16 protein-coding genes are annotated in these 25,301 nt (G+C 59.9%); 6 read left to right on the top strand and 10 right to left on the bottom strand.

Annotated features, from left to right (window positions below):
• The first annotated feature begins 64 nt into the window (after positions 1-64).
• Positions 65-841 (top strand): FliA/WhiG family RNA polymerase sigma factor, encoded by a 777-nt coding sequence (locus tag SH664x_RS02610; RefSeq protein WP_437204798.1) that lies wholly within the window; start codon positions 65-67, stop codon positions 839-841.
• 223 nt (positions 842-1,064) lie between these two features.
• Here the strand turns inward: SH664x_RS02610 and ruvB are convergent, their stop codons facing one another.
• Positions 1,065-2,147 carry a Holliday junction branch migration DNA helicase RuvB gene (gene ruvB, locus SH664x_RS02605; RefSeq protein ID WP_437204796.1) on the bottom strand — a complete coding sequence of 361 codons (1,083 nt, stop codon included), beginning with the start codon at positions 2,145-2,147 and terminating at the stop codon, positions 1,065-1,067.
• Between the two features lie 402 nt (positions 2,148-2,549).
• Between ruvB and SH664x_RS02600 the strand changes: the two genes are divergently transcribed.
• Positions 2,550-3,923, top strand: a complete 1,374-nt coding sequence (locus SH664x_RS02600) for a tetratricopeptide repeat protein (RefSeq protein WP_437204795.1) — start codon at positions 2,550-2,552, stop codon at positions 3,921-3,923.
• A gap of 87 nt (positions 3,924-4,010) precedes the next feature.
• Here the strand turns inward: SH664x_RS02600 and rdgB are convergent, their stop codons facing one another.
• From rdgB to SH664x_RS02575, 5 genes are all read right to left on the bottom strand, one after another.
• A complete protein-coding gene (rdgB, locus tag SH664x_RS02595; RefSeq protein WP_437204793.1) occupies positions 4,011-4,664 on the bottom strand; it encodes an RdgB/HAM1 family non-canonical purine NTP pyrophosphatase in 654 nt (217 codons plus the stop codon).
• A gap of 158 nt (positions 4,665-4,822) precedes the next feature.
• Positions 4,823-8,173, bottom strand: coding sequence for a PVC-type heme-binding CxxCH protein (locus SH664x_RS02590; protein ID WP_437204791.1), 3,351 nt, complete (start codon positions 8,171-8,173; stop codon positions 4,823-4,825).
• Between the two features lie 148 nt (positions 8,174-8,321).
• A complete protein-coding gene (locus SH664x_RS02585; protein ID WP_437204789.1) occupies positions 8,322-10,067 on the bottom strand; it encodes a glutamate mutase L in 1,746 nt (581 codons plus the stop codon).
• A gap of 74 nt (positions 10,068-10,141) precedes the next feature.
• Positions 10,142-11,194, bottom strand: coding sequence for a transaldolase family protein (locus tag SH664x_RS02580; RefSeq protein WP_437204787.1), 1,053 nt, complete (start codon positions 11,192-11,194; stop codon positions 10,142-10,144).
• A 105-nt stretch (positions 11,195-11,299) separates the two neighbouring features.
• The gene (locus SH664x_RS02575) at positions 11,300-12,844 is read right to left on the bottom strand and encodes an alpha/beta hydrolase-fold protein (RefSeq protein WP_437204786.1); all 1,545 of its coding nucleotides are present in this window, start codon (positions 12,842-12,844) and stop codon (positions 11,300-11,302) included.
• An 831-nt stretch (positions 12,845-13,675) separates the two neighbouring features.
• Between SH664x_RS02575 and SH664x_RS02570 the strand changes: the two genes are divergently transcribed.
• A complete protein-coding gene (locus SH664x_RS02570; protein WP_437204784.1) occupies positions 13,676-14,224 on the top strand; it encodes an RNA polymerase sigma factor in 549 nt (182 codons plus the stop codon).
• Between the two features lie 100 nt (positions 14,225-14,324).
• Here SH664x_RS02570 and SH664x_RS02565 read toward each other — a convergent pair whose 3' ends face one another.
• On the bottom strand, positions 14,325-15,722 hold the full coding sequence (locus SH664x_RS02565; RefSeq protein ID WP_437204783.1) for a S1 family peptidase: 1,398 nt from the start codon (positions 15,720-15,722) through the stop codon (positions 14,325-14,327).
• Positions 15,723-16,311: 589 nt separating this feature from the next.
• A complete protein-coding gene (gene rpsB, locus SH664x_RS02560) occupies positions 16,312-17,055 on the bottom strand; it encodes a 30S ribosomal protein S2 (RefSeq protein WP_437204781.1) in 744 nt (247 codons plus the stop codon).
• Between the two features lie 536 nt (positions 17,056-17,591).
• Here rpsB and SH664x_RS02555 point away from each other — a divergent pair.
• The 3 genes from SH664x_RS02555 (at position 17,592) to SH664x_RS02545 (ending at position 23,200) form a co-directional block, all read left to right on the top strand.
• Positions 17,592-20,039 (top strand): MMPL family transporter, encoded by a 2,448-nt coding sequence (locus tag SH664x_RS02555; RefSeq protein ID WP_437204779.1) that lies wholly within the window; start codon positions 17,592-17,594, stop codon positions 20,037-20,039.
• 111 nt (positions 20,040-20,150) lie between these two features.
• On the top strand, positions 20,151-21,908 hold the full coding sequence (locus tag SH664x_RS02550; RefSeq protein ID WP_437204777.1) for an ABC transporter permease: 1,758 nt from the start codon (positions 20,151-20,153) through the stop codon (positions 21,906-21,908).
• Positions 21,905-23,200 (top strand): CNNM domain-containing protein, encoded by a 1,296-nt coding sequence (locus SH664x_RS02545; protein WP_437204775.1) that lies wholly within the window; start codon positions 21,905-21,907, stop codon positions 23,198-23,200. The genes SH664x_RS02550 and SH664x_RS02545 overlap by 4 nt, the downstream gene beginning before the upstream one ends.
• Before the next feature lie 151 nt (positions 23,201-23,351).
• Here SH664x_RS02545 and SH664x_RS02540 read toward each other — a convergent pair whose 3' ends face one another.
• Both SH664x_RS02540 and SH664x_RS02535 read right to left on the bottom strand, forming a co-directional pair.
• The gene (locus SH664x_RS02540; RefSeq protein WP_437204773.1) at positions 23,352-24,197 is read right to left on the bottom strand and encodes a hypothetical protein; all 846 of its coding nucleotides are present in this window, start codon (positions 24,195-24,197) and stop codon (positions 23,352-23,354) included.
• Between the two features lie 363 nt (positions 24,198-24,560).
• The gene (locus SH664x_RS02535; protein ID WP_437204771.1) at positions 24,561-25,082 is read right to left on the bottom strand and encodes a UvrB/UvrC motif-containing protein; all 522 of its coding nucleotides are present in this window, start codon (positions 25,080-25,082) and stop codon (positions 24,561-24,563) included.
• Between the last annotated feature and the right edge of the window lie 219 nt (positions 25,083-25,301).

The raw sequence follows: 25,301 nt of genomic DNA, 5'->3' as shown, positions 1-25,301 counted from the left end.
CCCGCCGCCTCGTCTGCAGGTTTTCGCCTGATTCCGGCGACGACACGAGGTCACGGAGGAGTATATGACCACGAAGGTCAAGCCCGACATTCAATCCATTTGGCTTGAATTCAAAAAAGACCAGATGAACCAGGAACTTCGCAACCGGCTCATCGAAAACTACTTTCCACTCGTCCGTTTCAACGCGGAACGTGTCTGGGCCAAGCTGCCGGACGGCGTTGACCTGAATGATCTCATCTCCGCCGGAGTGTTCGGCCTGATGGATGCCATTGAGGCCTTCGACCTGGAACGGGGCGTGAAATTCGAGACCTACTGTGTCCCCCGCATCCGGGGAGCCATGCTCGATGAACTGCGGACCATGGACTGGGTCCCCCGTCTCGTCCGGAGCAAGGCCAGCAAACTCGAAGCGGCCCGCAAGGAACTCGAAGCGGCTCACGGTCGCCCCCCCACAGATATTGAGCTGGCGGCCAAGATGGAAATGTCCCTCGACGACTTCGATAAAATGAAGACCGAGGCGAGTGCCGTCAGCCTCGTCAGTCTGAACAAGAAGTGGTACGAAACCGACAGCTACAAAGATGTTCGCGAAATCGATGTCATCGAGGACATGAAGGGGGAAGACCCCACCCTCGGCATCCAGAAACGCGATGTGATGAAGCTCGTCACCAAAGGGCTGAATCGCAATGAGCGGCTCATCATCATCCTCTATTATTATGAGGAACTGACGATGAAAGAAATCGGCCAGACGCTGGGCCTCTCGGAGAGCCGCGTCAGCCAGATGCACTCCAGTATCGTGGCCCGACTCAAAGATCAGCTGCGACGCCGTCGCCCGGAATTCGCCTGAGATTCGCCATCGCCAATCGAGCACAGAAACGCCGCCAGCAATGGGGGCGTTTCTGCGTTTCAGGGTGCACTCCAGCGGTCCACTTCGGGCGTTCAGGGCAACCCGGCAACCAGGTGGCCGGAGAGCGTGCTGATCCGCCTGTTCTCGCCACAGAGAAGTCAGCACTCTCCCAGACAAAAACCCTCGCTGACGCGTCGGGCTCTGATGAATTCAAACCGAAGTTCTAGAACAAGGGATTCGGGCCGCCGGGCTGGTGCGGCGGGGTCCGGCGCACCTGTTCGTAGCCCTTCCGGGTCACCACCCGTCCGCGCGGGGTACGGTGGATCAGTCCCGATCGCAGCAAAAATGGTTCAATATCATCTTCGAGCGTATCGGGCGGAACCGCCATGCTGTGAGCAATCGCCGACAGGCCGGCCGGGCCGCCGCCGAAGACGTCGATCACAGTCTCGAGGTAACGGCGGTCCTGTTTTTCCAGCCCCTGATCGTCGATTTCCAGCACGGACAGAGCGTAGTCGGCAATCTCCGAAGTGATCTCGCCGGTCGGATGTCGAATCGTGGCGAAATCCCGGGTCCGGAGGAGAATATTGTTCGCTTTGCGGGGGGTTCCCTGGCTGCGACGAGCCACATCCAACGCTGCCGCATCGGAGATACTGGTCCGCAGCTTCTGGGCGTTCCGGCGAACAATCTCCACGAGATCCGTGGTGTCGTAGAAATCGAGATGTTCCCGGTACACGAAGCGGTCCCGCATGGGGGCGGTGAGCAGCCCCGCACGGGTCGTGGCCCCGATTAGTGTGAACGGCTTTAACTGCATATTGATCGTGCGGGCATTCAGTCCCTCTCCCAGCGCGATGTCGATGCGAAAATCCTCCATCGCCGGGTACAGGAACTCTTCAACCGCCGGTCGCAGCCGGTGAATTTCATCGATGAACAGAACCGAATTCGCCGTCGCGTTCGTGAGGTAGGGGAGCAGGTCCTTGGGAGCGTCGAGCGCCGGTCCGGCAGCAATCTGCACGGGGACCCCCAGCTCACGGGGAATGACCGTCGCCAGCGTCGTTTTGCCGATTCCGGGGGGCCCGTCCAGCAGCAGATGCCCCAGAGTATCCCCCCGCTTGATGGTGGCCTGCAGAATGATTTTCAGCCGGTCGACGACTTTTCTCTGACCGATCACGTCGTCGAGACGCTGGGGGCGAAGCCGTTCGTCGAATTCCGGGTCCTGCAGGTCGTACTGAACCGGAAGGGGCTCGGCGAGGGGGGCATTCACCTCGTCGTCATCGGAGTCGTCACGAAAAACCCGTTCCCGAACCATGCAGTATCCGTTGCACTCGCAGTTCCCAGCGATGGCTGGGGACGTTTGAAAACTTGCAGCACCTGTTCAAGTCAGATCGGCAGCGGCGGCGGGAGGCTCGTCCCTTTCCGCCAGATCCGCTCGCTCTTCGCCATGATACCGAACTTAACGGATTGCTGTGCGCCTGTCCATGAGGTAGCGTGGTTCGCTTCTCAGCAGTCCGGCGGAATCTGCAACAATTGCCGTTCAGAGAGTCGGCGTCGGCAATTCCGGCGAAAAACTTGAAGACGACTTGCCCGGAATTTTGGGCAGGGATAGTTTGCCGGTCCACAGTCACTTCCGCAGCAGCGGCGCGGAGATTCCTCCGGATGCTGCCGCGACTCCCTCCTCTGAACTTCCTACCTCCTCCGAAGGAACACCCTCATGGATGCCGGGTGCATTTCCGCTCAAGACGTTGTCACAGGTCCTGAAACCCGTCGGATCCGTCGAGGATTCGCCCGGGTTCTGTACCGGATGGGCCTCGTCGCCGGCGGCATTGTCTGGGTTTGCGTGGCTTCCACGTTCTGCGGCTGTGCCCGCATGAACGGCTACGTGATGAATGCCTCAGGCAAGGGGTACTACAAGCAGGGGAACTACACCGCAGCCCGCTACGAATTCGAACGGGCCCTGCTCGATGACCCGTACAATGCCAACTACGCCTATAACGTCGCCAAAGCGATGGAGCGGCAGGGAGACTACGCCTCGGCGGAGCGGATGTTCCAGCATGCTCTGACCATCGACCCCATGCACCAGCCGTCGTATCACGACCTCTCGGAGATGCTGGTGCAGCAGGGACGACAGGGAGATGCGCAGAACCTCCTCAATGCCTGGGCCGAAACGCAGCCTTACAACGCGGCCTCGCAAATTGAAATGGCCCGAATGGATCAGCGGACCGGCAACTTCATGGGTGCCGAACAGCGACTTCAGGCGGCCATGCGGATGAATCCCAAAAACACAGCAGCCCTCAATCAGATGGCCGAGCTGAACCAGCAGATGGGACGTAACGACGTCGCCGCCAGCTACTACGCACGCTCACTGCAGATGCGGTCGTATCAGCCCGATGTCTCTTCCCGCATGTACCAGATGGCGATGGCACAGGTTCCCGATGGGGGAATCCAGAAAGCCAACCTGATGGTGCAGACCGATCCGACCATGTCGCTGGGACCGGTCCTCGCCAGCTACTCCTCGGCCCAGCCCGGCATGGGAGCCCCGATGATCAACGGACAGCCCATGATGATGGGCGAGCCGATGATGATGGATTCCCAGTCGGTCCCCATGCCGACCAATGGCCAGACCATGATGCAGCCGGGTGCTGCCATGCCGATGATGCAGGGATCCCAGCCGATGGTCATGCAGAGCGAACCAATGATGATGATGAACGGCCAGCCGATGATGCAGCCGGGTCAGACCATGACAATGCAGGGCCAGCCGATGGTGAGCACCCAACCGATGATGATGAACGCCCAGCCTGGCATCCTCTCCGGACCGACCGTCATGCACGGGCAGCCGGCAATGCAGCAGCCGATGTCCATTCCGGTCCCCAATCCGCAGATGGCTCCGGGTCAGAACACCATGATGTACTCCCCCGCACCGATGGTGAATCCCGGACAGCCGGCCATGATTACGCCGCAACCGATGATGCCCGGAAGCCCTGCCCAGCCGATCGAACTCGGCCAGCCAGTCCCGATCACACAGGTTTATCCTCAACTGGGGCAACCCGCCATGACCTCGACGCCCCCGGCGATCCAGGCCTTTTGATCACGTGGCGAGACAAGATCCCGATCGCAAGATCATCGAGGGAACCCGGCTCCTGCAGCGGGTTCCCTTTTTCATTTCCGGGCATGATCAGCTCGGGTCAGACTGCTGATGGGTTCGGGCTGCCAGAGAGAGCGTTTTGAGCAACTGTGGGATCAGTCGCTCAAAGGCGCGAGCCCGGTGGCTGAGATGCTGTTTCACCACCGATCCGAGTTCGCCGAAGGTGCGATGGTACTCCCGAATCAGGAAGTACGGATCATACCCAAATCCATTTTGGCCGCGGGGCTCCCGGGCGATGCGTCCCTGACAGGTCGCTTCGACATTCAGTTGAATCACTCCGTCCGGATCAGAGACCGCGATGTGGCAGACGTAATGGGCCCCGCGTCGATCGTCCGGCACATCAGCGAGTTCCTGCAGCAGTTTCTCGTTATTCGCCGCATCGGTGGCGCCGGGACCGCTGAACCTGGCGGAGTAAATCCCCGGCGCTCCCTTGAGGGCGTCGACGCAAAGCCCACTGTCTTCCCCCAAGGCCCAATACCCGGTTACGAGCGCTGTTTCGCGGGCTTTCTTTTCGGCATTCTCGCGGAACGACGCGCCATCTTCGACAACGTCCTCGGTATTGGGGAAGTCGGCGACCGACCGCAGCGGGATTCCATAAGGAGCCAACAGCTCCCGGATTTCGGCGCTCTTCTTCTGGTTTCGACTCGCCAGAACGACCGTAGGATAAACAGCAGGTTTCGACATCGTTGTCACGTCCGGAAATCAGTGAAACAGAATGCAGCGCCGTGTGAACTGATGGCCATGCGGCATTGATGGTGAGGGAACGTTGTGTTCTGATCGCTCCCTTGTCACCTGCAGCGTCCAGATCCAAATGAACCTGATCCACGCTGCCGAGGAGATTCTCAGTGCCCTTTGCGTTTCTCTTTCCGAGCCCCTTTCTTCAGCGTACTGAGATATTCGACCAGATCCCGAATCTCACCACGTGACAGCTGTTTGACGGCATCGTCGGGCATTCCGGATCGACCACGTCCCCGTTCCTCAATCTCGGATTTGCTGATCGTGGCAGTCTCTCCGCTGGGAAGTAACAGAGTAACCGTCTCCTCGTTTTCCCCACGCAACGTCCCGGTGACGACTCGGCCATCGGCCAGTTGCAGCACCACCGTTTCAAAGTTCTGGGCGATTTTCGCGTTCGGGAACAGCATTGATTCGAGCAGGTATTCACGTGGCTGCTGCGAGCCGATCGAAGAGAGATCGGGCCCAACCTGAGCCTGCTTGCCGTCCACGGAATGGCAGCGCTGACAGGAGGCTGTCGTACTCCCGAAAAAGACCTCGCGACCTCGTGCAGCATCCCCGCCGCGCAAAAGTTCCTGATGTCCAGCCAACGGTTCAGGGGCCTGCTTCCGCTCCGCGACAAGTGCGGCCAGACGGTCCTGAATTTCGGGAGAGGTTCGCTGGGCAGCCGCTTCCAGTAACTCCAGCTCCGCTTCCGGGAGGATCTTCCCCGCACTCAAGCGATTCAGGGATTCGAGTAACAGCTGATCGGCTGCTTTTCCATCCAGCTTGCCCGTTGTCACCAATGCCGATTGAACCCGTGGAGCACTCTGACTCTGGATTGCTTCTTCCAGCAGCGGGATCGCAGCGGTCGGCTGGCGCAACGCGAACAACTCCAGAGCTCGAATCCGCACGGGCATTGACTGGTCGGCCAGAGCCTTCCGGAGCACCGTATCAGCCTCACTCAGATCTAGCTCACAAATGGCGGCCAGCGCGTTGCAGCGGAGCGGCGCGGGAGCAGAAGCTGAGTCCACAATCGCCAGCAGCTCGGGTGCCGCCTCGGCAAAGGGATAACGGATCAGCAGGTCCATCGCAGCTGCGGTGATTGCTTCACTCCCCTGCAGCATTCCCCGAAAGTGCTGTTGCACTGCCGAAGCGGCCGCGTGAGGTGAATCCCGAGAGAGAAGAGGACGATGCTCATTGGTGACACGATCCAGATCGGGAGGGTTGTCCCACAGAAGTAGCTCGTGCAGCGCCTCCAGACGCAGCGTTTCACTGTTCTCCGAGTCTGCAGCGAACTCCGCAACGGCGAGCGCCTGTTCGGGCCCCCCCAGACGGAAATTGGCGTTGAGCACCCGGCGGGCGAAGGGGTCCGAGCCTCGCGCGGGGGCGAAACAGGTGGCGAGTGCGGGCTGCGCGGCGACAATCGGCAGATCGTGAATCGCCCGGGCCGCTTCCAGCGCGATCGCCGCATCCGGATCGTGAAGGAATTGTTGCAACAGCGGAGATTTGAGCCGCCGCAGCGCGAGGACAGCACCCAGTCGGACCGCACGCGAATCGTGTGGCAACAGCGTGAGCAGCTGCTCGGGCGTTGAGCCTCCTGCAAGTCCCATCACGAATGCATGTCGCAGCACCGGGTCACTGTCAGCATTCCGTTCGAGCCCTTCGACCATCAACGAAAACGCTTCGGCGACCTCCAGCTTTCCGAGAGCCATGGCAGCCAGTGATTGCAGACGGGGTGTTCCCTCTTTCATGCACTGCAGCAGCTGGGGAACGGCAGCGGTGACCATGCAATCACCTGCCAGACGAGCGACCTGTGCCCGGATTTCGGGATCTCGGTCTGCAAGAAAGGGCAACAGCAGGTCAGCGGGAGCGGTCCCTTTGCGAATCAGTTCACCCAGTCCCCACAGCGCGTGAATTCTCACCATTTCCGCTTGGGATCGGGCTGCGGTTTCAGCCAGCAGCTCGACTGCTTCGCGCCGGGCCAGTTCGAACTGGGACCGCTGACGGATGCGGCGATCAGGATGTCCCAGCAACTCGACCAGACGATCCGCGCTGAGATCTTTGAAGCCCGCTTTCATCAGCTCGTGGGCTTCCTGAATCGCCGGCGTCTGGCGGAACCGGGGATCGCCCAACCGGTAGATGCGTCCCTTGCCGGGACCGTTCCAACCCTCGACCCAGTCCGAGACATACATCCAGCCATCGGAACCGAAATCGACATCGGTCGCCAGAACGTGCTCGAGAAACCAGCGGTTGCTGGTGACGTGGAAGGTCGCCCCGCGTGGTTCATTGGCGATGGCACGAATGCCGCTCTGTCCGGAGGAGCCCCGGAAATCGGCGAGGAAGAAGTGGCCGGAGTATTCGGCAGGCAGGCCCACGCCGGGGTAAGCCACAAGTCCCGAGGGGCCATTCGCAATGTTCGCCAGCGGGGGAATGATGTGGGCCGGTTGCACGGCGGTCGTTTCGTCATCGGCTCGATAGGGAGACCAGATGCGTTCCCGATTCCACGGGCCCCGGTCGGGCAGGTATTGGAAGTACATCCGCCAGCCGCTGTCCCCCCCTTCCACTACATGCACCCAGCGGGCCTCATCTCCGCCATCGGAGTTGTTGTCACACGTGAACAGGTTGCCATAGTCGTCGAAGGCCAGCTCCTGCGGATTTCTTAACCCCTCGGCAACGATTTCCAGTCCGGTGCCGTCCCGTTCACAGCGAAAGACCGCTCCCTGATCGGGAAGAATGAGTCGCCGGGAGGGAGTGCTGTCTCCTTCGGGACGGCGAACTTCGACGTTGAAGCCTCGGTCGCCAATGCTGAAGTAGATGCGGCCGTCGGGGCCCAGTGTAAGCCCATGCAGGTCATGCCCGCGAAAAGCGACACGCACGCCGTAGCCCGTGCTCAGGGTCTCTTTCTCGTCAGCGATCCCGTCGCCGGTCCGATCGCGCAGAAGATACAGACTGGGGATACAGGTGAAATAAACATCCCCGTCAATGGCGAGGAGACCGGCACCCGTGCCGTCGAGAATGCCATTGAATCCGGTGGCAAACAGAGTGCTTTGATCGGCTCGACCGTCGCCGTCGGTATCCACCAGCAAGCGGATCCGGTCCTCTTCCTGCATGTAGGTCGAGACCTGATCGCCGAGGTGTCTTTTCAACATCTCGAGCCGCTCTTCAACAGTTGTCAGGCGAAGATCCTCAGCCAGCCATTCTTTATGACTGCGATTGTCCTCGACCCCTTTCTGCTGTCGATAGGTTTCGCACACGTAGATCCGTCCCTGCTCATCGAGACAGAACGCCACCGGGTTCGCCAGCAGCGGCTCCGCGGCCCACAGCTCGCAGTTCATGCCCGCGGGAAATTGGAATGACTGAATGGCCAGTTCCGCTTCGCTGGCTGTTGAGTTCTGCGGGAGATCAGCCGCCGCGGCAGACGTTCCATCGATACAGAACCAGACGGCCAGCCAGATGAACGCAGTCGAAACCAAACGCATGCACAACTCCGGGTGAAACGGGGACAATCCGCACTCGTGCCGGTCTCCCCGTGCACAAGTTGGCCCGCGCTCCCCGTCATGATATTGAGAGGTCTGCCGCTTGAACACGCACTCGGAGGTTCGTGCAGCGGCAGCCTGCGCGATGAAATCAGGCTGGCCAGAGAGGACGACCCCGTCCATCCAGAATCAGGCCGACAGTTCCCCCACGGACTTCGGACTCGACAGTCTTGCCAACGCCATTTCCCAGATCGAAGCCGCGCTCAGGGAACAGTCGGACCTGTGCGGTCTCCCCTTCCGCCAGTGGGAATGTCTGCAGCTCTCCGACAAGCATCTGTCCGCTCGCCTGCAGTCCTCCGGTGATCTCGTAGCGGAAGCTGGGACTCCCCTTCTTTCCGGTCCCTTTCGGTGCGATCACTGTGCCGAGGTAAATGAGGCAGTCCCTCTCGAAGACTTCCATCGCAGCCTGCGGATGCACGGAGGCCAGCACACCCAGATGCGGCATCATGAAGATGCTGTCCTTGGCAAGTTCGGTAATCCCTTCCGGCTCGAAAGCATCGATCATCATCATCGCCGTCTGCTCCATGCGGGGAGCATGCGACAACACCCCTCCTGAAGCGACGAGCAGATTCAATCGCATGTTGTCGACGATCGATCGACCGCTGGCAGACTGGGTGAACGTATCGCCGACGGTTCGCTGTTGCTGCACTCCCTTGAGAGTCGTCGCGAATTCCTTGTGCTGCTTGTAAGCCAGTCGCAGTGCTTCCCGCGCGACCGCCTGTTCAAACTCCAGCGCTTCGGCCGTCTGCGGAATGGTCGTCGGCCGGATCATCTTGTTTTTGACGCGGTTCCTCAGTTCCTTTTCATCCATGCTCTGCGAGACCCAGCGCAGCACGTTCGCCATCCCCGCTTCCGCACAAACATTGGAGATGGAATAGCTCATCCCCAGATTGGCACTGACAGTCCGATTGAAAACGGGGACGCCCTGCTCGGTAAAGACGCTGAAAACGTCGGTCGTGGCTCCGCCGATGTCGACTCCCACACAGTTGATCCCGCGAGCTTTGGCGATCTCCTGCAGGATGTTTCCGACCGCTCCCGGCGTCGGCATGATCGGGGCGTCGGCCAGTGCAATCAGCTTGTCGTAGCCGGGGGCATGCGCCATGACATGCTCAAGGAACAGATCATGAATCTTGTCGCGGGCGGGAGCCAGATTCTCCTGCTCGAGCACCGGCCGGACATTGTCAACGATCGAGAGGGCGACCGAATCATCAAACGTTTCCGCCACGCGCTCCGCCGCTTCACGATTGCCCGCATAGATCACAGGCATCTGATAGTTGCTGCCGAAGCGGGGCCTCGGCTTGGCGGGTGCCAGCAGTTCCGCAATCGCAACCACATGCTTGACCGTGCCGCCGTCCGTTCCCCCCGCCATCACCACCATGTCAGGACGAAGCTCACGGATCCGTTGGATCTGCTCGTGAGGTCGACGTCGATCGTTGGAGGCAATCAGATCGAGCACGATCGCACCTGCACCGAGTGCCGCCCGTTCCGCGCTGGCAGCCGACATTTCCCGCACCACGCCGGTCACCAGAATCTGCAGTCCCCCTCCCGCGCTGGAGGTGGAAATGTAGATGTCACAGCCTTCGTTGCCCCGCGCAGGGCGAATGATCCGTCCCTGCTCGTCAACAAGTCGACGCCCCGCCAGTTCCCCGACTTCAGTGGCCGCATTGATGACGCCGACCGTGACATCCGCAACCGGTTCTTCAACAGTTGTAGGAGCTTCCCCGCGATACGTCTGACGGTAATGCCCATCGATCTTCTCGATGAGAATCGCCTTGGTCGTCGTGCTCCCGCAATCGGTCGCAAGAATGACGTTGATGTCGTCTGGGTTCAGAGCCATCCAGCGGATCCAGGGGGATTCATCAGCGGGCTTCCGACGTCAGTTCGGAACGGATGACCATGAATACCAGATGCTCACCGGGATTTCAGCGCCGCCCGCTTTTCCCCGATCAGTGCCAGCAGCGCTTTCTGCGGATTGGCGAACTTCTCGAGCCCCTCGTTCATCAGAACTTCTTCCATCTTCTGGAAGTCGACTTTGCTGTCGATCTCGTCGATGACACTCTGCGGGGGAAGCTGATCGACCGTCCGCTGATAGGTCTTTCCGAGTCCCTGCACGGCGGCATTGGTCTCGGGGGGATTCGTTTGAATGTCGGAGCCGGCGAGCGCGGCCACGTACTTGTCTTTCGGATCGCTCGGTGACTTCGTTCCGGTGCTGGCGAAAATGATCTCCTGATGCAGCGGCAGTCCCTTGCTGCTCCAGAATTCCGCATTCTGCTGCCAGAGACGTTTCGCGTTCAAAATGCCGACCTGTCCCTGCGCGGCTGCGGAGAGATCGGGCACATGCTTGGCCGTATAGACATCAATGCGACTGACAAAGATGCTGTAGACCGATTTCAACGTGCTGCGGTCTTTGCGTCGTTGGGCCCCGCGCCACACGGCATCCCGCGCTGCCTGATATTGCCGTTCCGAGAAAATCAGCGTGACATTCAGCGTGACCCCGGCTGCGGAGAGTTCTTCCAGCGCAGCCAGTCCTCCGGGTGTCGCGGGAACCTTGATCATGCGGTTAGTGTGACCGGCAGCCCACTTCTTGCCGAGTTCGATGTATCGCTGGGCGCGCTGCTCGGTGGTGAGCGAACAGGTGCTGTCTTCCAGCAGCGGGTCGAGTTCAAAACTGACATAGCCGTCGTCGCCGTGCGTTTCCTGATTCACTCCAGCGAAGACTGCCTGAGCGTCTTTCACCAGCTTGTCCGTCAGTGCCCAGGCGAGGGAGTCGTCATCGAGTCCCTGCTCAGCCAGACGGGTGATCTCGCTGTCGAACCGGCCGGTCTTAATCAGATCGGAAACGATGATCGGATTGGAAGTCGCCCCGGTTGCCCCGAAGGCCCGGTTCTCTCGGACCAAGTCAGGATCGATGGAGTCCAGCCAGAGTTTCGTACCGCAGGCAACCAGTGAAGCCAATGGAGTCATGGAGCGACGACCTTTAAAACCGAACTCAAATCGAGGGCCCGAGAAAACGATAGATCCCTATCGGACCGATCTCGATTTCAGTCAACCTGATTTTGTCAACATCGCTCATGGTGCACGGTTCTGCAAGATAGAAGGCTGCACATTCAGTGTCTGTGCCGCCATTTCCTGTTCGATCCGTTTGTCCAGTCCCCCGTGCACCAGATCGAAGTGGTTGCGGCCGGCGATCAGTTCAATTTCCGCATCGCTGCCGAGTCGCTGCTGGGATGCTTTGAGTTTCTGGACTGCTCCTTCGAGGTAAAACGTATCCTCCAACCCCATGTAGATGTGGAGTTTTCCTCGCAGCTTCGGCCCGAGTTGAGGCCAGTTCTGCTCCAGCAGCAGCCGGATGTCGTATTTTTTCCACGCTTCCGCCACCACCGGATCGACTTCGCCGGTGCTGCGGTTCCAGAGCGGAAGAGGCTGGCCATTGTCCCCTCGGGGACTGAAGACCGCCTCAAAGCTATGAAGCTGCCCACCATCTCCCAGGACGTCCTCCATCCGGGAGAAGGTGTCGTACCAGACCAGGACAGACCCGTTCATCCGGGCCAGCGGCCGCCGCTTCCCCTGCGGGTCGACAAACATATTGGCCCTGGGGGCAGACAAATCGATCCGCTGAAAATCGGTGAAGTCGACCGGATCGGGAGCCGTACTCCAGACCCCGCCGAAGTCGTCGGGGTAGTTCACCTGCAGCCACAGAGTGCTCCAGCCCCCGGAAGAATGGCCCGTCAGAAATCGGGTTTCGGGGCGGCCGGTGGTGCGGAATTCCTGATCGAGTGCCGGGATCAGCTCGCGAACCAGCGCATCACCGTAAGGGCCATTGTTCGCAGAGTTTGCAAAAACGTGATGCCCCAGCCGGCAATTCGGATCGAGGGTCACGTGAATGAATTCCACGCCGAGCGTATTGGACGGCTGGTTCGGCCCCGTGTACTCCCCGAGGTGGGAGTGGCTCCAGCCGAACCCCGGAACTTCAAGGACAACTGGATATCGGCGTCCCTGGTCGCGATAGTAGCTGGGGGGGAGCCGGACATAGCCGGTCAGGTCGGTGTTTCGTCGCCGAAAGCTGCTGATCAGTTCGGAGCGAACCCGAAGTGGCTTCAACCATTCGGACGATTTCACGACTGGCTCCGGAACGACCCCATCCAGCATCAGCGCCACAGTTTCCGACGGGGGGACTGCGAGGACCGGTCCATACAGATTCCCCGGCCCCGCTCCAATCTGCCGCTCATCCGGGTTCTGCCGAAACACGACTTGGGCCAAGAGCCCATTAAGATCTTTTGCCGTCAGGCTTTGTGGAAACCGACGAACATTCGGGCCCAGAAGATCAAACGTCAGAGATGTCCCCGGTTGCCAGTTCTCCACATCTAGACTGAGAAACGGCTGGGGGTCGAACCAGCTCGGGCCGAAGCGTGGCTCGGGTGCTTCTCCGTGTGAGGCCCCCCGCCGGTTCACCTTCGAAAAGAAAACGAAAAACTGTCCCGTCAAGGGTTCGGAGTGGACAGCCGGATCGGACTGAACGCCAAACGACCGGTCGTCGGCAGCGAGCGCCGGCATTGTCCCGAAACTCAGGACAAGCAGCAACCGCAAGAGGCACAATGGGATATGGCGGAACATCAACTCGCTCCCCGTTGTCAAAGCGTTCCCGAAACCGGCGCTGAAAATTCGTAGCAGATCTGGAGTCTGGGAAAAGTCGAAAAATCGTGAACTTTTTTGCGAACCAATCTGATACAAATAGCATCCCTGAGCGTACTGGTTGGGAGAGATTCCAACCATGCCATGGCCGGGCTTTGGATGGCCAGTTTTCAGAACCTGGTCCCGAATGTACGGGACCGCGCTTTTTCTGAGTTTCCCTTTGGAGTCTGCGACACGTTCGCAGGAGGTGCCCGATGCGTCAGCACATCATCAACGGTTTGAACGTCAATGCCCACGCGAGCAATGTCTCGGTGCACGCAGTCGTCGCCGGTCGTGATGCACGCATTCAAAAGCGCTTTCCAGGGAAACGTCTCATGTCAGCGATGAGTCGACTCTCGTGCTATGTACCGAGCGTACCCCCTGTCGTAGCGGTCTCCGAACAGACCGAACGATCGGGACAGTCATCCGGCAGGGGCACACCCTGCACGATGACCACACGCACAACCCCGGCAGGCGAACTGCCGGCGGCCGCGTGGGCAGCGCTCGCCATTAGCCGAGCGACCTCCGTCTAGAACCGTCGCAGCGGTTCCCGAACTGCCAGAAAGTCCGGGCAGTTCGAATTCGGAGTAGATCCCCTCGCGAAGCTGTTCGCCGCGCTGGCGGCTGCCGTTCGTGGTCGACATCTGTCCGTCGTCACACGGTCCACCGAACAGATTCTGCGAACAGGGATCGTCTGCAGTTCGACGTTGACCCGGTCACGTTTGGAACCGGGATTCCGCTTGATGAAAACCCACTCTGAAAATGAGCCTCCATATGTTAGACGAAATCCAACTCCTGCCCCTTGTCCGGCTCGCTCAACGGGGCGACAGGGAAGCCTTTGGCCTGCTGGCCAAGGAATACGAAACCGCCATCTTCGGCATCGCCTTCCGCCGGTTGCGAAATCGCTCCGAAGCCATCGAAGTGACGCAGGAAGTGTTCCTGCGGGCGATGCGGAAAATCAATCAGCTGCGTGAGCCCGAACGGTTCATCGGCTGGTTAAAGCGGATTGCCGTCCGGATGTCGATCAACCGCGCTGTCCGCCGGCCGAAAGAAACCAGTCAGGCTCCCGATCTGTTCAACCTCACCAGCCGGGTCTCTCCGGTCGACGGAGTGTTGGAGTCCGAACGGGCCCTGCAGGTTCGCACCGGTCTGCGGCAATTGCGGAAACTCGACCGGGAAACGTTGCTGGCGTTCTACTTCGAGGGGCAGTCTCTCAAGGAAATGAGCGACCGGTTCAGCAGCCCGGTCGGGACGATCAAGCGGCGTTTGCACACCGCACGGAACCGCTTGAAGGAAGCGCTGGGCGAATTTCAGCCCGCGTGAGCGCGTGTCCGACAGCAGAAAAACCTCCCGCGACCGTGGTGATGAACCACTGCCAGCGGGAGGTTTCTCATTTCAATAAATACCTCGATCCGTTCGGACTCTACTCCAGGAGAGGGCTGGGAGGTGCGGCGGCGGGTGGTGGCGTTTCGGCTGCAGGCTCCGCACTCGCTTCCGACTGCGGCTTGGGCTTTCCGAAAAGCAACACCTGCATCCGGCCGGCCAGTTGCTGATCCGCAAAAAGACCTCCGTCGATGAGCTTCTGGTTCTTCAAATCCGCCTTCGTCCACTTGCCGTTGATCAGTCGAATCGACAGGTCCGAGATATCGTCACCATTGATGTCGGTCAGAATCAGATCGAGCTGGCCGTCATTGTCGGTGTCATAGAAAGTCTTGTTGATCGGACCGAACTGCAGGACGAGTTCATAGTCGAACTTCTCTCGATTGGTTGTGTCTTTGGCGATCTGCTCTTTGATATCGGCGGGTGAGTTCTGATCGAGGTCGACCAGAACTCCGGCCACCGCGTACTCCTTGGGAGCATCCGGCTTCTCCGCCTTCTTCAGATTGGCATACTGCAGACGATCGACGAAACCATCGTCATCAAAGTCGAGCACGGCGCTGAATTCCGCAGCGGGCCATTCGGTCGGCACAAACAGCAAAGGACTCGCGGGACGCTTCTCCAGGAATTTCTTAACCTCATCCAGATGGACATGGTAAGAGAACTTGTCGAAGCTGACCCCTTCGGATGTCCCCCCCTTCGGGATTCCGAATGTGACAGCGACCAGTTCCCCCTGATCATTCAACAGCGGACCGCCTGAATCTCCCGGGTTGATGCCGCAGGTCGACAGCATCACTTTGCGTTTCGCGCTGCTGGCCAGCTGCCGGTTGAAGTTGTCTTTCTCCGCGCCAGTGAGGGCGAGCCGATTGGTCAGCATGTCGGCTGAATCGGACGGCCACATGGCGATGCCGGCGATTTCTCCACTCCGCACCGTCCACAATGTTCCCCGAGTCGGATGCCCGATGGCCACGCAGTCACTGCCCGGCGTAAGTCCCTTGTCGGCCAGTTTGAGCGGGACGAGATCACGATCGCTGGGAAGTTCGACCAGCTTCAGTAGTGCGAGATCCTTATCGACATCCCAGTAATACACAATTGCCCGGTAGGCATTGGGATCGAGCTCCATCAATCCCTCTTCCAGCTTGCCCAGGTAGATGTTGGCCATTCGGCAGCCGGTCGCCAGATCGATGTTGCTGTTGGCGATCACGTGGTAGTTCGTGATGATCCAGCCACTCTTGTCGTGGATAAAGCCTGTCCCATGCCCCCGCGGTGTGTGCACCACGACGACGGAGGGTGCTGCTTTGGGGAACACGATCGCTGCGGGACCGCGCGACAATTCGGGATTCACATCGAACTCTTCGCTGCTGTTGTCAGCCACAGGCGAGAGAGCCTCGAGCGCCTGTTCGAGGCTCACTCCGCTCCGGTTCATCACTGGGGCTGGAGCCACGGGACTCTTCGGTGGCGGGGCAGCGAGTCCGGAACTGCCTGTGGTAAGGAGAGGCAGTGCTGCAAGGGCCAGCTTCCAGCACGTCTTGGCGGGCGTCAACATGATCATTCCCCAGTAGGATTGTCGAGAGGTCGAGAGAGAGAAGTTTCCACAGCGAGACCCGATTCTCACCGGCCACCCCGACAGCGGAGTCCGGCAGATTTCATCGAAAATCGCGAAGGTCACTCAGCCCCTGAGTCAGTGAACGCCAGCCAATGGCCTGAAGAGCTTGCCCTGCCCTGGACATGCCTCGAAATGAATTCGACTCATGGAAAAACGGGAGACAGAAGAGGACAGGACGAGATTCATCCTGTTTTCCCGTTTCGCCAGCTTCCATCCTGACCAAAAGCAGCAGGAAACGAAAGTCCGTGTCGACCCATTTTTCATAACACTCGACGGCGACAACAGTTCGCATACGAACTGAACGGGAGGCACTCGTCATTGCTGACCGCTGGCGAACAAGAGAGCCCTCCAGCTCTGCACCGCCGAGCGCAAAAAAAAATCCGCAGGGGATTCCTGCGGATTCTGGAAGCACGACGGGTCCGGCTAATTAGCCGATGCGACCGATTGCCTTGGGCTCTTCAGCTGCGGGCTGTTCGGACTTCTGCGGGAGCGTGGCCTTGGCCTGATTGATGGCGTTGGCAACATAACCCAGGATGATTTTGATGGAACGGATGCTGTCATCGTTGCCGGGGATCGGCAGGTCGACCGAGTCCGGATCGGAGTCGGTGTCGATGAGAGCCACGGTGGTGATTCCGAGGATCTTCGCCTCGTGAATGCAGTTCTTTTCCTTGCTCGGATCGACGATCACGATTGCTTCAGGCAATCGGTTCATCTCGCGAATTCCGCCGAGGTTACTGCGAATCTTGTTCAGTTCGCGGCGAAGGCGAGACTGCTGTTTCTTGGAGTAGGTCGCCAGTTCCCCGCTGGCTTCCAGCGTTTCCAGCTCTTCGAGCCGCTTCAAACGGACACGAATGGTGCGGAAGTTGGTGAGGGTTCCCCCCAGCCACCGCTCGGTGCAGTAGGGCATGCCGCAGCTTTCTGCTGCCTGCCGGACGATGTCGACGGCCTGCCGCTTCGTCCCGACAAACAGGATGAGGCTTCCCTGGGCAGCCACCTTGTAGAGGTATTTCTGGGCGCGAACGAGACCGCGAATGGTCTCCTTCAGGTCAATGATATGGATATTATTGCGCTTTCCGTAAATGTACGGGCGCATCTTCGGGTTCCACTTACTGGTCTTATGACCGAAGTGTACACCCGCTTCCAGAATGTCCTTGACCACGATTTCCGCCACGTGAACTCTCTCCAGCAATGCTGATACAGTAATTCCCCCTGAAAAGGGGAAGCCCCGCATGTTAGTGAGTGAGTCGATGCGCGTCAAACAGAGTCGGGGTCAGATTGGAAACGTCGGGGAAAGGAGCGGTTTTCCCCGGTTTTTCGTGGTGAAGCCGGTGTTGGCGGGACCGCTCGCTGGGGGAAACCACCATTCCGTCAGTCGGCGCAAGCCGTCGAGACTCGCCGGGTCGCCTCGGGATTGAGCCGCAGAGAACTTTTCCGGTTGCGCAGACTGGGAAGGCTCCGCCCTCTTCGCCAGTTGCGAGCTTCTGCTCCGCCTCCCACGTGACTCCACCTCCGTCGGCTCTTTCTCGCGCGACAGCTTCTGACGCCCTGCCCGAGACACGGTTGCCTGCAAGGCTGACGCCCGCCACACTGCGGAAACATGCCTCAGTCGAGGCGCAGATCCGAAATTCCATGTCGGTCAGCGAACGGGGTCGTCCGCAGGACGAACACCGGTTCACGGGCCTCCTTATCATACGATCAGAAACGAACATGTTTCGACCGCTCGGTCATTTGATCTCCAGGTATTGGTATCTCGTTATCCTGGCCTGGATCGTCGCCCTGATTGCGCTGGCCAAATGGACCCCGACACTCGAATCGGTGGTCGAGCCCGGGGAGTTCAAATTTCTCCCGGACGAAAGCCCCACCCGGCAGGGGGAAGCCCTCTTTGAGCGGGCCTTTCCGAATGACCTGCTCGGCAGCAGTGTGGTGATCGTTGTCTATCGTGACGATGGACAACCCCTCAACAGCGATGACTCAACGTTCATCGAAGACAAGCTGCGGCCCCGCCTGGAAAGCCTGATGGCCAATCCAGATCAGGAAGCTGCCGAGAACATCGCCGAGAATCCGGACGTCCGGGAAGAGGCGATCAGCAAAGGGGGAGTCACCTTTCCGGAAATCGTGCGGGTCCGGTCACCGGCCAGTAAAGAAATCGGAAAGCTGCTGACCAGCGCTGACAAAAAGGGGGCTCTGGTCATCGTCGACCTCAAGGCGGACTTCATGGCCTCGGCGACGCGCAAGCCGACGAATGCCATTCAGGGGGTTGTCGAAGAGCTGAAGTCGGACGGACAGATTCCGGCCGGTCTGCATGTCGCTCTCAGCGGCAGTGCTGTCGTGGGGCGTGATGTCGGCGAGGCACTCAGCCGCAGTGCTCACAACGTCGAAGTCTGGACGCTGATTCTGATCGTGACACTGCTGCTGCTGGTCTACCGGGCTCCGCTGCCGGTGATTGTTCCACTGGCCACGCTGTTTGTCGCGATGCGGGTCGCCATGCGGCTGCTGGCCTTGGCGGCCAAGTGGAAGTGGATTCATCTCTTCGAGGGGATTGAAGTCTACACGATGGTGGTCGCGTACGGCGCCGGGGTCGATTTCTCGATGTTCCTGACGTCCCGATTCCACGAGGAGATCCGACGCACGAAATCGGTAGAAGAGGCTCTCACGCGCACGTTGCAGCACGTCGGTCCGGCCATCGCCGCTGCCGCCGGGACCGTCATTTTCGGCATCGGCATGATGGTCTTTGCCGAGTTCGGGAAGTTTCATCAGGCGGGAATCAGCATTCCGTTTGCGATCTTTGTGATTCTGATTGCAGCCCTCACCTTCACACCAGCTCTGTTGCGACTGATGGGTCGCTGGACGTTCTGGCCGGAAGTCCCGAGTTTTGGACAACCCGAGCTGCCGAGCGTCGGCCTGTTCAGCCGGGTCGTCCGCTTCGTCACCATGCACAGTGCCTCGACCCGATTCTGGGAATCGCTGGCAACGGCGGTGACCGTGCATCCGGTCCGCTCGTGGATCATCGCGGTCGCCTGCATGATGCCGTTCACGGTCGTCGGTGTGTACTGCTATGACCACGTCAACTATGGACTTGTCAATCAGCTCAGCACCCGGGCAGCCAGCGTCAGCGGCACCCGGGATATTGCCCGGAACTTCTCTCCGGGTCTGACCGGCCCGGTCACAGCCATGATCGAGAACACCTCCCTCGACTTCAGCAAGAGCGAAGGCCAGAAGCTGATCGAGGAGCTGAAAGAGACCCTCGCCGCCCGCAAGGACGAACTCCACATTACCGATATCCGGAGCGTTTCCAATCCGCTGGGATTGTACCATCAGCTCGAGACGACCTCCGGCGGGGGACGGCCGTTTAACCGCATCCTCCGCAAGGGAGCCGGGTTGGCCAGCACCCGCGAGTATTACATCGGCGAGAAGACTGAAACCGGTGCTCACATCACCCGACTCGACATCATTCTGGACAGCGATCCCTTCGCACGGGAAAGCGTCACCACGCTGAACGCGCTGGAAGAAGCAGTCCGGAAAGCCCTCCCCGAACAGCTGCGGAATGGGGGCAAGGTCTTCTTCATCGGCTCTACTGCCAGCATACGCGACCTGCAGAAGATTGCCGCCATCGACCGGGTGCGGATCAATGCACTGGTTTGTGCCGCGGTCTTCGTCGTTCTGATTCTGCTCATCCGCAGCATCAAGGACAGCATCTATCTGATGGCCAGCGTGATCTTCAGCTTCCTGTGCACTCTGGGCATCACGTATCTGCTATTCGCCGCGCTGGAACCGGAAACGTTCCCGGGACTCGACTGGACGGTGCCACTGTTCCTGTTCACGATCCTTGTGGCGGTCGGTCAGGACTACAACATCTTCCTGATCACCCGCGTGCACGAGGAACGTGAGCACCACGGCCCGCTGGGCAGCATCAAACATGCGATCATCCAGACCGCGGGCATTATCACCAGCTGCGGTCTGATCATGGCGGGGACGTTTTCCGCGCTGGCGATCGGAGGCGAACTGGCCCGGATGAATCAGCTCGGCTTTGCCCTCGCGTTCGGCGTGCTGCTGGACACACTGGTGGTGCGGCCGATTCTGGTGCCTGCCTATCTGGCCTGGCGCGCCAAACGCCAGTTGCTGCGGGCAGGACTGGACGCGAACAACACCGACTGAAGCGGCACCCACTCCTCATGCGGGCCGAATGATTCCCGCTGCGGGGACTGATATACTGGCGGGACAGTTTTTGCGAGCCGTGGCAGGTGACCAACAGGGGAGAGGACGGACGTGATTGGCGGACCATTGCTGGTGCGGGAGCTGCTGACAACCCCTCGTCACCTGAAACAGTTCGGGATTCGGGCCGGTTATGTCGCAATGCTCTGCATTCTGATCTATACCGGCGCCCAGACCACCTTTGGCCTGACGCCGCTGCGTGGACTGGGTGACATCGCGAACTTCGGAATCTTCATCTTCAACATTCTCTGCGTGCTGCAGCTGGGGCTGGTCATCGCGACTTCGCTGCTGTTCTCAGCCGGGAATGTCGCTCAGGAGAAAGACCGACGCACGCTGATTCTGCTGCTGATGACCGATCTCAGCTCTCCGGAACTGGTGCTGGGAAAATCGCTGGGGTCGACCCTTCCGGTCCTTGTGCTGATCGGAGTGTCATTGCCGGTGCTCTGTTTTGTGCGCATGCTTGGCGGCATCAGTCTGTCGCAGGTGATCTGGGTAGAACTGCTGTGTCTCGTGGCCGCGCTGGCGGCATCCGCCTGGGGAACACTGGTCGCCTACTGGCGCGAAAAGACGTTTCAGATCATCGCCGTCTCGCTCCTGGGGGCGGGACTATTTATCGGTCTGGCCGAGACCATCTGTTCGATTGCGGGAACCGACAGCGCGGTCGGACGAATCGCCGGCTACTGCAATCCGTTCCGGACGTTGAGCAGCATCCTGCATCCCCTTAGTGCCCTGCCCAATGCAACCGTGCCGGAAGTGGGCGCATGGGGTTCGGTGCTGGCACTGGCGGTGATTGCTGTCGGCCTGTGGACATGGACCTGCATCCGTGTGCGGGTCTGGAACCCCTCCCGATTCCTGTATACGAAGCCGGAAGAAACAGCGGCCGAGGCGGCTGCCGAAGCAGAAAATAACCCCGCACCAGCGGTTCGGCAGACGCAGCGTGAAATCTGGTCGACTCCGATTCTGTGGAGGGAAATCTGCACGCAGGCTTATGGACGAAAAGTCGGCATCATCAAGTTCGCCTACTTTCTGTTCGCCTTTTTCTGCATTCTCTGGCTCAGCCGGATGCCCGTCGACAGTCCGCTGATCTTCGGCGCCTTGTCCGGAGAGGGACTGGTCTTCGTGATGCTGTCGCTCGTCTCGCTGGTGCTGGTCAATGCCCAGGCAGTGACATCGCTGACATCCGAACGGGATGGCCAGACGCTGGAACTGCTGCTAGTCACCGAAGTGACCGCCAAAGAGTTTGTGTTCGGCAAGCTAGGGGGGATCTTCTTCAATACCAAGGAAGTGATCATCATTCCGCTGCTGTTCGCGACGTTGAGTCTGTTCCGCGGAAGCATGTCACTGGAGCCGTTTCTCTTCGCCGTGATCGGTTACCTCGTGCTGGTCTGTTTCTCGGCAATGATGGGGCTGCATGCCGCGTTTTCCTATGAGAATTCCCGCGCCGCCATCGCCAACAGTCTGGGGACGATCTTCTTTCTGTTCGTGGGAATCTTCATCTGCATGATGCTGATTGTCGAAGCCCGCACGTCGTTCATCCTGCAGCTCGTGCCGTTCCTGCTGTTTATTCTGGGGGGGAGCGTGGGGCTGTGGACGTCGCTGACGCACAAGAATCCATCACCCGCCCTGACGATCTGCGCCTGGTCCCTGCCGTTTCTGACGTTCTACGGCATCGTCAGCTTTCTGCTGGGTGACACGGCGGCGGTCTGTGCGGCGGTGGTGGTCGCGTATGGCTTCACCTCGATCGCCATGCTGGTCCCTGCAGTGAGCGCCTTTGACGTGGCCCTGGGACGAACAACGGTTGACCGGGGATGAGCGAATTTCTGGCCACTGCGAGCATCTGGCTGCCGGGGGTGTTGGCAATGCTCGCACTGGTAGGGGCTTCGGGCTTTTTCTCGGCCAGCGAAACCGCGTTGTTCTACCTCTCCCGCGAAGAGCTGCGGAGAATGCAGTCGGGGCATGCCAGTGAACGGCTGGCAGCCTCGCTGATGCGCGACCCCGACCGCCTGCTGACCGTCGTGCTGTTCTGGAACCTGATCGTCAATCTGACCTACTTCGCGGTCAATCTCGTCACGGCCAAACATCTGATCGCCGCCCAGCAATCGACCGCGGCGGTGGTGATCGGTCTTGTCGGAGTGGCAGGTCTGATTCTGCTGGGGGAAGTGGGGCCGAAGAGTCTGGCAGTGTTGTACCCGCGGCCGATCGCGGTCGTCGCGAGCGTTCCGCTGGTCATCGCTTCGCGGTTGCTCGATCCGGTTCTGCCGCTCTTTCGCGGCATCACAACCGCCCTGCGGCGGGCGATGGCTCCCAATCTCGTACCGGAGCCGTATCTGCAGATCGAAGACATCGAGCGGGCTATCGAGACGTCGGAGCTGGGGGGAGAAATGGTCCGGCTCGAGCAGCTGCTGTTAAGTCGCCTGCTGGAACTGTCCGACATGACCGCCCGCGAATTGATGCGACCGCGGGGGACGTATCCGGTCTGGCAGTCACCGGTGCATCTGGAACATCTCCGACAGCGCGGCCTCATCCCGGAACTACTGCTCATCTGCGGCGCGGACCGCGATACCATCGAGAAGGCGCTGCCCCTTTACGAACTCAGCCAACTGCCGCAGCGGAACCTCGAAGCGATTGCGGACAACGTGATTTACGTCCCGTGGTGCGAAACCGTCGCCAGTACGCTGGCGACGCTCCGTCGTGAGCTGGTGAGCGTGGCGTGCGTCGTGAACGAGTATGGGGAAACGATCGGCATTCTGACCGAGGAAGATATTCTCGACACAGTGCTGAACCCGACATCCAATCGTGCTCAACGCCTGCTCGAGCGGGAGCCGGTCGTCTTTGCGCCGGACGGCCGGATCATCGCTCATGGGCTCGCCAGTCTGAGAAATCTCGCCAGCCGGCTCGATCTGGACTATGAGGTCAAAGAGGATTCTCCCGTGACGATCACCGCCCTGCTGCACGATGAACTCGCCCGCTTTCCCCAGGTGGGAGACACCTGCGAATGGCAGGGGTACCGTGTCCGGGTGACGCATGCGGGGGAACCGGGAGATCCACTGGAGGTCGAATTGACTCGACTGCCCGGAATCACTCCTCTGACGGAACCGGAGTGATCCGCGCCGCGACCGCGAAATATGGCGATGGCGATGGAAAGACCGTCTGACGCCGCGAAAACTGCAAACGCCTGTGAGATGCGAACCGGGCAATGTGGCCGACCGGTTCGTCGACATTCCGTCACTGGCTTGCGAGTCCTACTGACTCGGCTCAGCGCTGCTGGACCGGCCGCTTGGCGGAAGCAGCTTCCGGTTTGCCGGCATCGGGCTGATAGGTCCATTCGGGATTCCCGCTGATCAGGAATTCCTTCTGGTGCGGGTCGAACTCGTCACCGGGACGGGCAAACCGCTGCACGAGCACCTTCCGCCAGATCTGGGGAGTTCCTTCCGGTCCCGGTTTGGAATCATACCCGTTGGTGAAGCCAGACAGAATCACCTTGAAGAAGTCGGTCGACGGATCGACTCCTCGCCACGTGGCCGCTCCGTAGATCCATTGCTGCTCCTCCAGATTGGAAGGAGTTGGCTCAGGCAGATCCTGCACGACGGTGACGGTGTTCTTGTAATGATCCCGCTCAATGCGCTGAATTTCCTGCATGGCAGGAATCAGGATTTCGTCAGTCAGAATCTGAGAGGGGATTTCCGACTTGGGATTGTCGTAAGCGACGAGTGTAAATTCCGGAACAAACTGCCGAGGCCCCGGAAGCGGGTCGAGTTCGTTCTGTGCGGCGATGTCTCCCTGATCACGGCCTGCGACAGGTCGACGAATGGCACGCCACGCGAGGTACCAGACCGGTTCCGGCTTGAGCTCTCCAGTCTGCGGGTCCTTCAGATTGACCACCACCATCCGCATCGGCTTAAGTTCGACTTCCATGATCCAGAAGTCGCGCTGACGGACGAGTTCTTCGTTAGTGGCGTTGGCTCCCGCGCGGGTCGCGAACCCCCGCGTCAGCTGCGCGGAAGCCGATGAGGCGGTCACCGCCAGCAGGCCCAGCGCAGGGACCAGTGAAAGCACCAGCGAACGAAGCAGAACGCAAGATGTGATGTGTGACCGCAGCACAGTGTTCCTCTCAATACGTTCCTGCCACTCTACCAGCGGCTGCGCAGCAGCGTCAATTGGCCTCTTCCGCTCGGGGACACCCCCAACCGGGTTTCACGAATGGCCATCTCTCAGCCGTCAGAACTGTTGAAACCAGACAGTCCGTCCGCAGCAGTTGTGCCGGTCATCCGGGGTGATTCAATGAGAATCCCTCCGGCAGGCGCCAACCAACGTATGGAATGCTTTCGAACGCACAGTGCTGCCGGTTGAGCGAACTCAGCCAATCTCCCCGGAACCGTCCCGAATTTCCGGGCATTCAACAGTTATGCCGATTCTGCACCGTCCCGCAATCACGCCGCTCACCGCAGGAGCCGCCGCCGGTGATCAGAGCGAACGCTTCAGCTCGTCTTCGATGAGATGAATCTGATCCCGCAGATCGGCCGCTTTCTCGTACTGTTCATCGTCGACCGCCGATTTCAGCTCGTTCCGCAGCCGAATCAGTTCATGCTGGCGACGACTGTTGTCGGAGACCTTGGGCGGGAATTTGCCGACGTGCTGCGTCTCGCTGTGAATGCTCTCCAGCAGGGGGAGCAGTTCACTGTGAAAGAATTCGTAATCGTGAGGGCAGCCCAGCCGCCCCTGGCTGCGAAACTGCTTGAACGTAATGCCACAGCGGGGGCAGGTGCGGGCCCCGACTTCGGGCTGCTCTTCCTCATCTTCACTGGCGGCCGGCGCGGACTTCGGCCCGGGAACGGCGGTGAATTCGTCGGGGACGCCCCCCACATCCACCGTGCTGAGGTATTCCTGCGCACACCCTTCACATAGGTGCAGCGAGAGGGTCTTGCCCCCCTTCAGCTCCGTGATGTGCAACGTTGCCTGTTTGGTGCACCGCAGACATTTTTTCACAGAAAAGTCTCCACGTCCGTTACTGCTGCGGCTGATTCGACTGCGATAAAATCGACAAAATCAATTCTAGAACGGCAACTCCCAGTGTCAATTCGCCTCTGGCAGCGGGTTGAACGGCCGGTCGGCGGACTCATCGCGAAGATCAGGGAACCTGCACGGGCGGGAAACTGTCCAGCACAGTCAGAGGCCGATGCCGACGCCAGCCCTCATTTCTGCTGC

Source organism: Planctomicrobium aquicomposti (assembly GCF_051466325.1).
Lineage (GTDB): Bacteria > Planctomycetota > Planctomycetia > Planctomycetales > Planctomycetaceae > Planctomicrobium.
The sequence above is the reverse complement of the archived record's forward strand: the minus strand, read 5'-3'. Positions and strand labels throughout refer to the sequence as shown.

Bases quoted from the DNA above. Each gene is read 5' to 3' on its own strand.
- SH664x_RS02580 (WP_437204787.1), bottom strand. From the start codon at position 11,194: ATGACTCCATTGGCTTCACTGGTTGCCTGCGGTACGAAACTCTGGCTG.
- SH664x_RS02590 (WP_437204791.1), bottom strand. From the start codon at position 8,173: ATGCGTTTGGTTTCGACTGCGTTCATCTGGCTGGCCGTCTGGTTCTGT.
- SH664x_RS02545 (WP_437204775.1), top strand. From the start codon at position 21,905: ATGAGCGAATTTCTGGCCACTGCGAGCATCTGGCTGCCGGGGGTGTTG.
- SH664x_RS02575 (WP_437204786.1), bottom strand. From the start codon at position 12,844: ATGTTCCGCCATATCCCATTGTGCCTCTTGCGGTTGCTGCTTGTCCTG.
- SH664x_RS02585 (WP_437204789.1), bottom strand. From the start codon at position 10,067: ATGGCTCTGAACCCAGACGACATCAACGTCATTCTTGCGACCGATTGC.
- SH664x_RS02600 (WP_437204795.1), top strand. From the start codon at position 2,550: ATGGATGCCGGGTGCATTTCCGCTCAAGACGTTGTCACAGGTCCTGAA.
- ruvB (WP_437204796.1), bottom strand. From the start codon at position 2,147: ATGGTTCGGGAACGGGTTTTTCGTGACGACTCCGATGACGACGAGGTG.
- SH664x_RS02570 (WP_437204784.1), top strand. From the start codon at position 13,676: ATGTTAGACGAAATCCAACTCCTGCCCCTTGTCCGGCTCGCTCAACGG.
- SH664x_RS02610 (WP_437204798.1), top strand. From the start codon at position 65: ATGACCACGAAGGTCAAGCCCGACATTCAATCCATTTGGCTTGAATTC.
- SH664x_RS02555 (WP_437204779.1), top strand. From the start codon at position 17,592: ATGTTTCGACCGCTCGGTCATTTGATCTCCAGGTATTGGTATCTCGTT.
- rdgB (WP_437204793.1), bottom strand. From the start codon at position 4,664: ATGTCGAAACCTGCTGTTTATCCTACGGTCGTTCTGGCGAGTCGAAAC.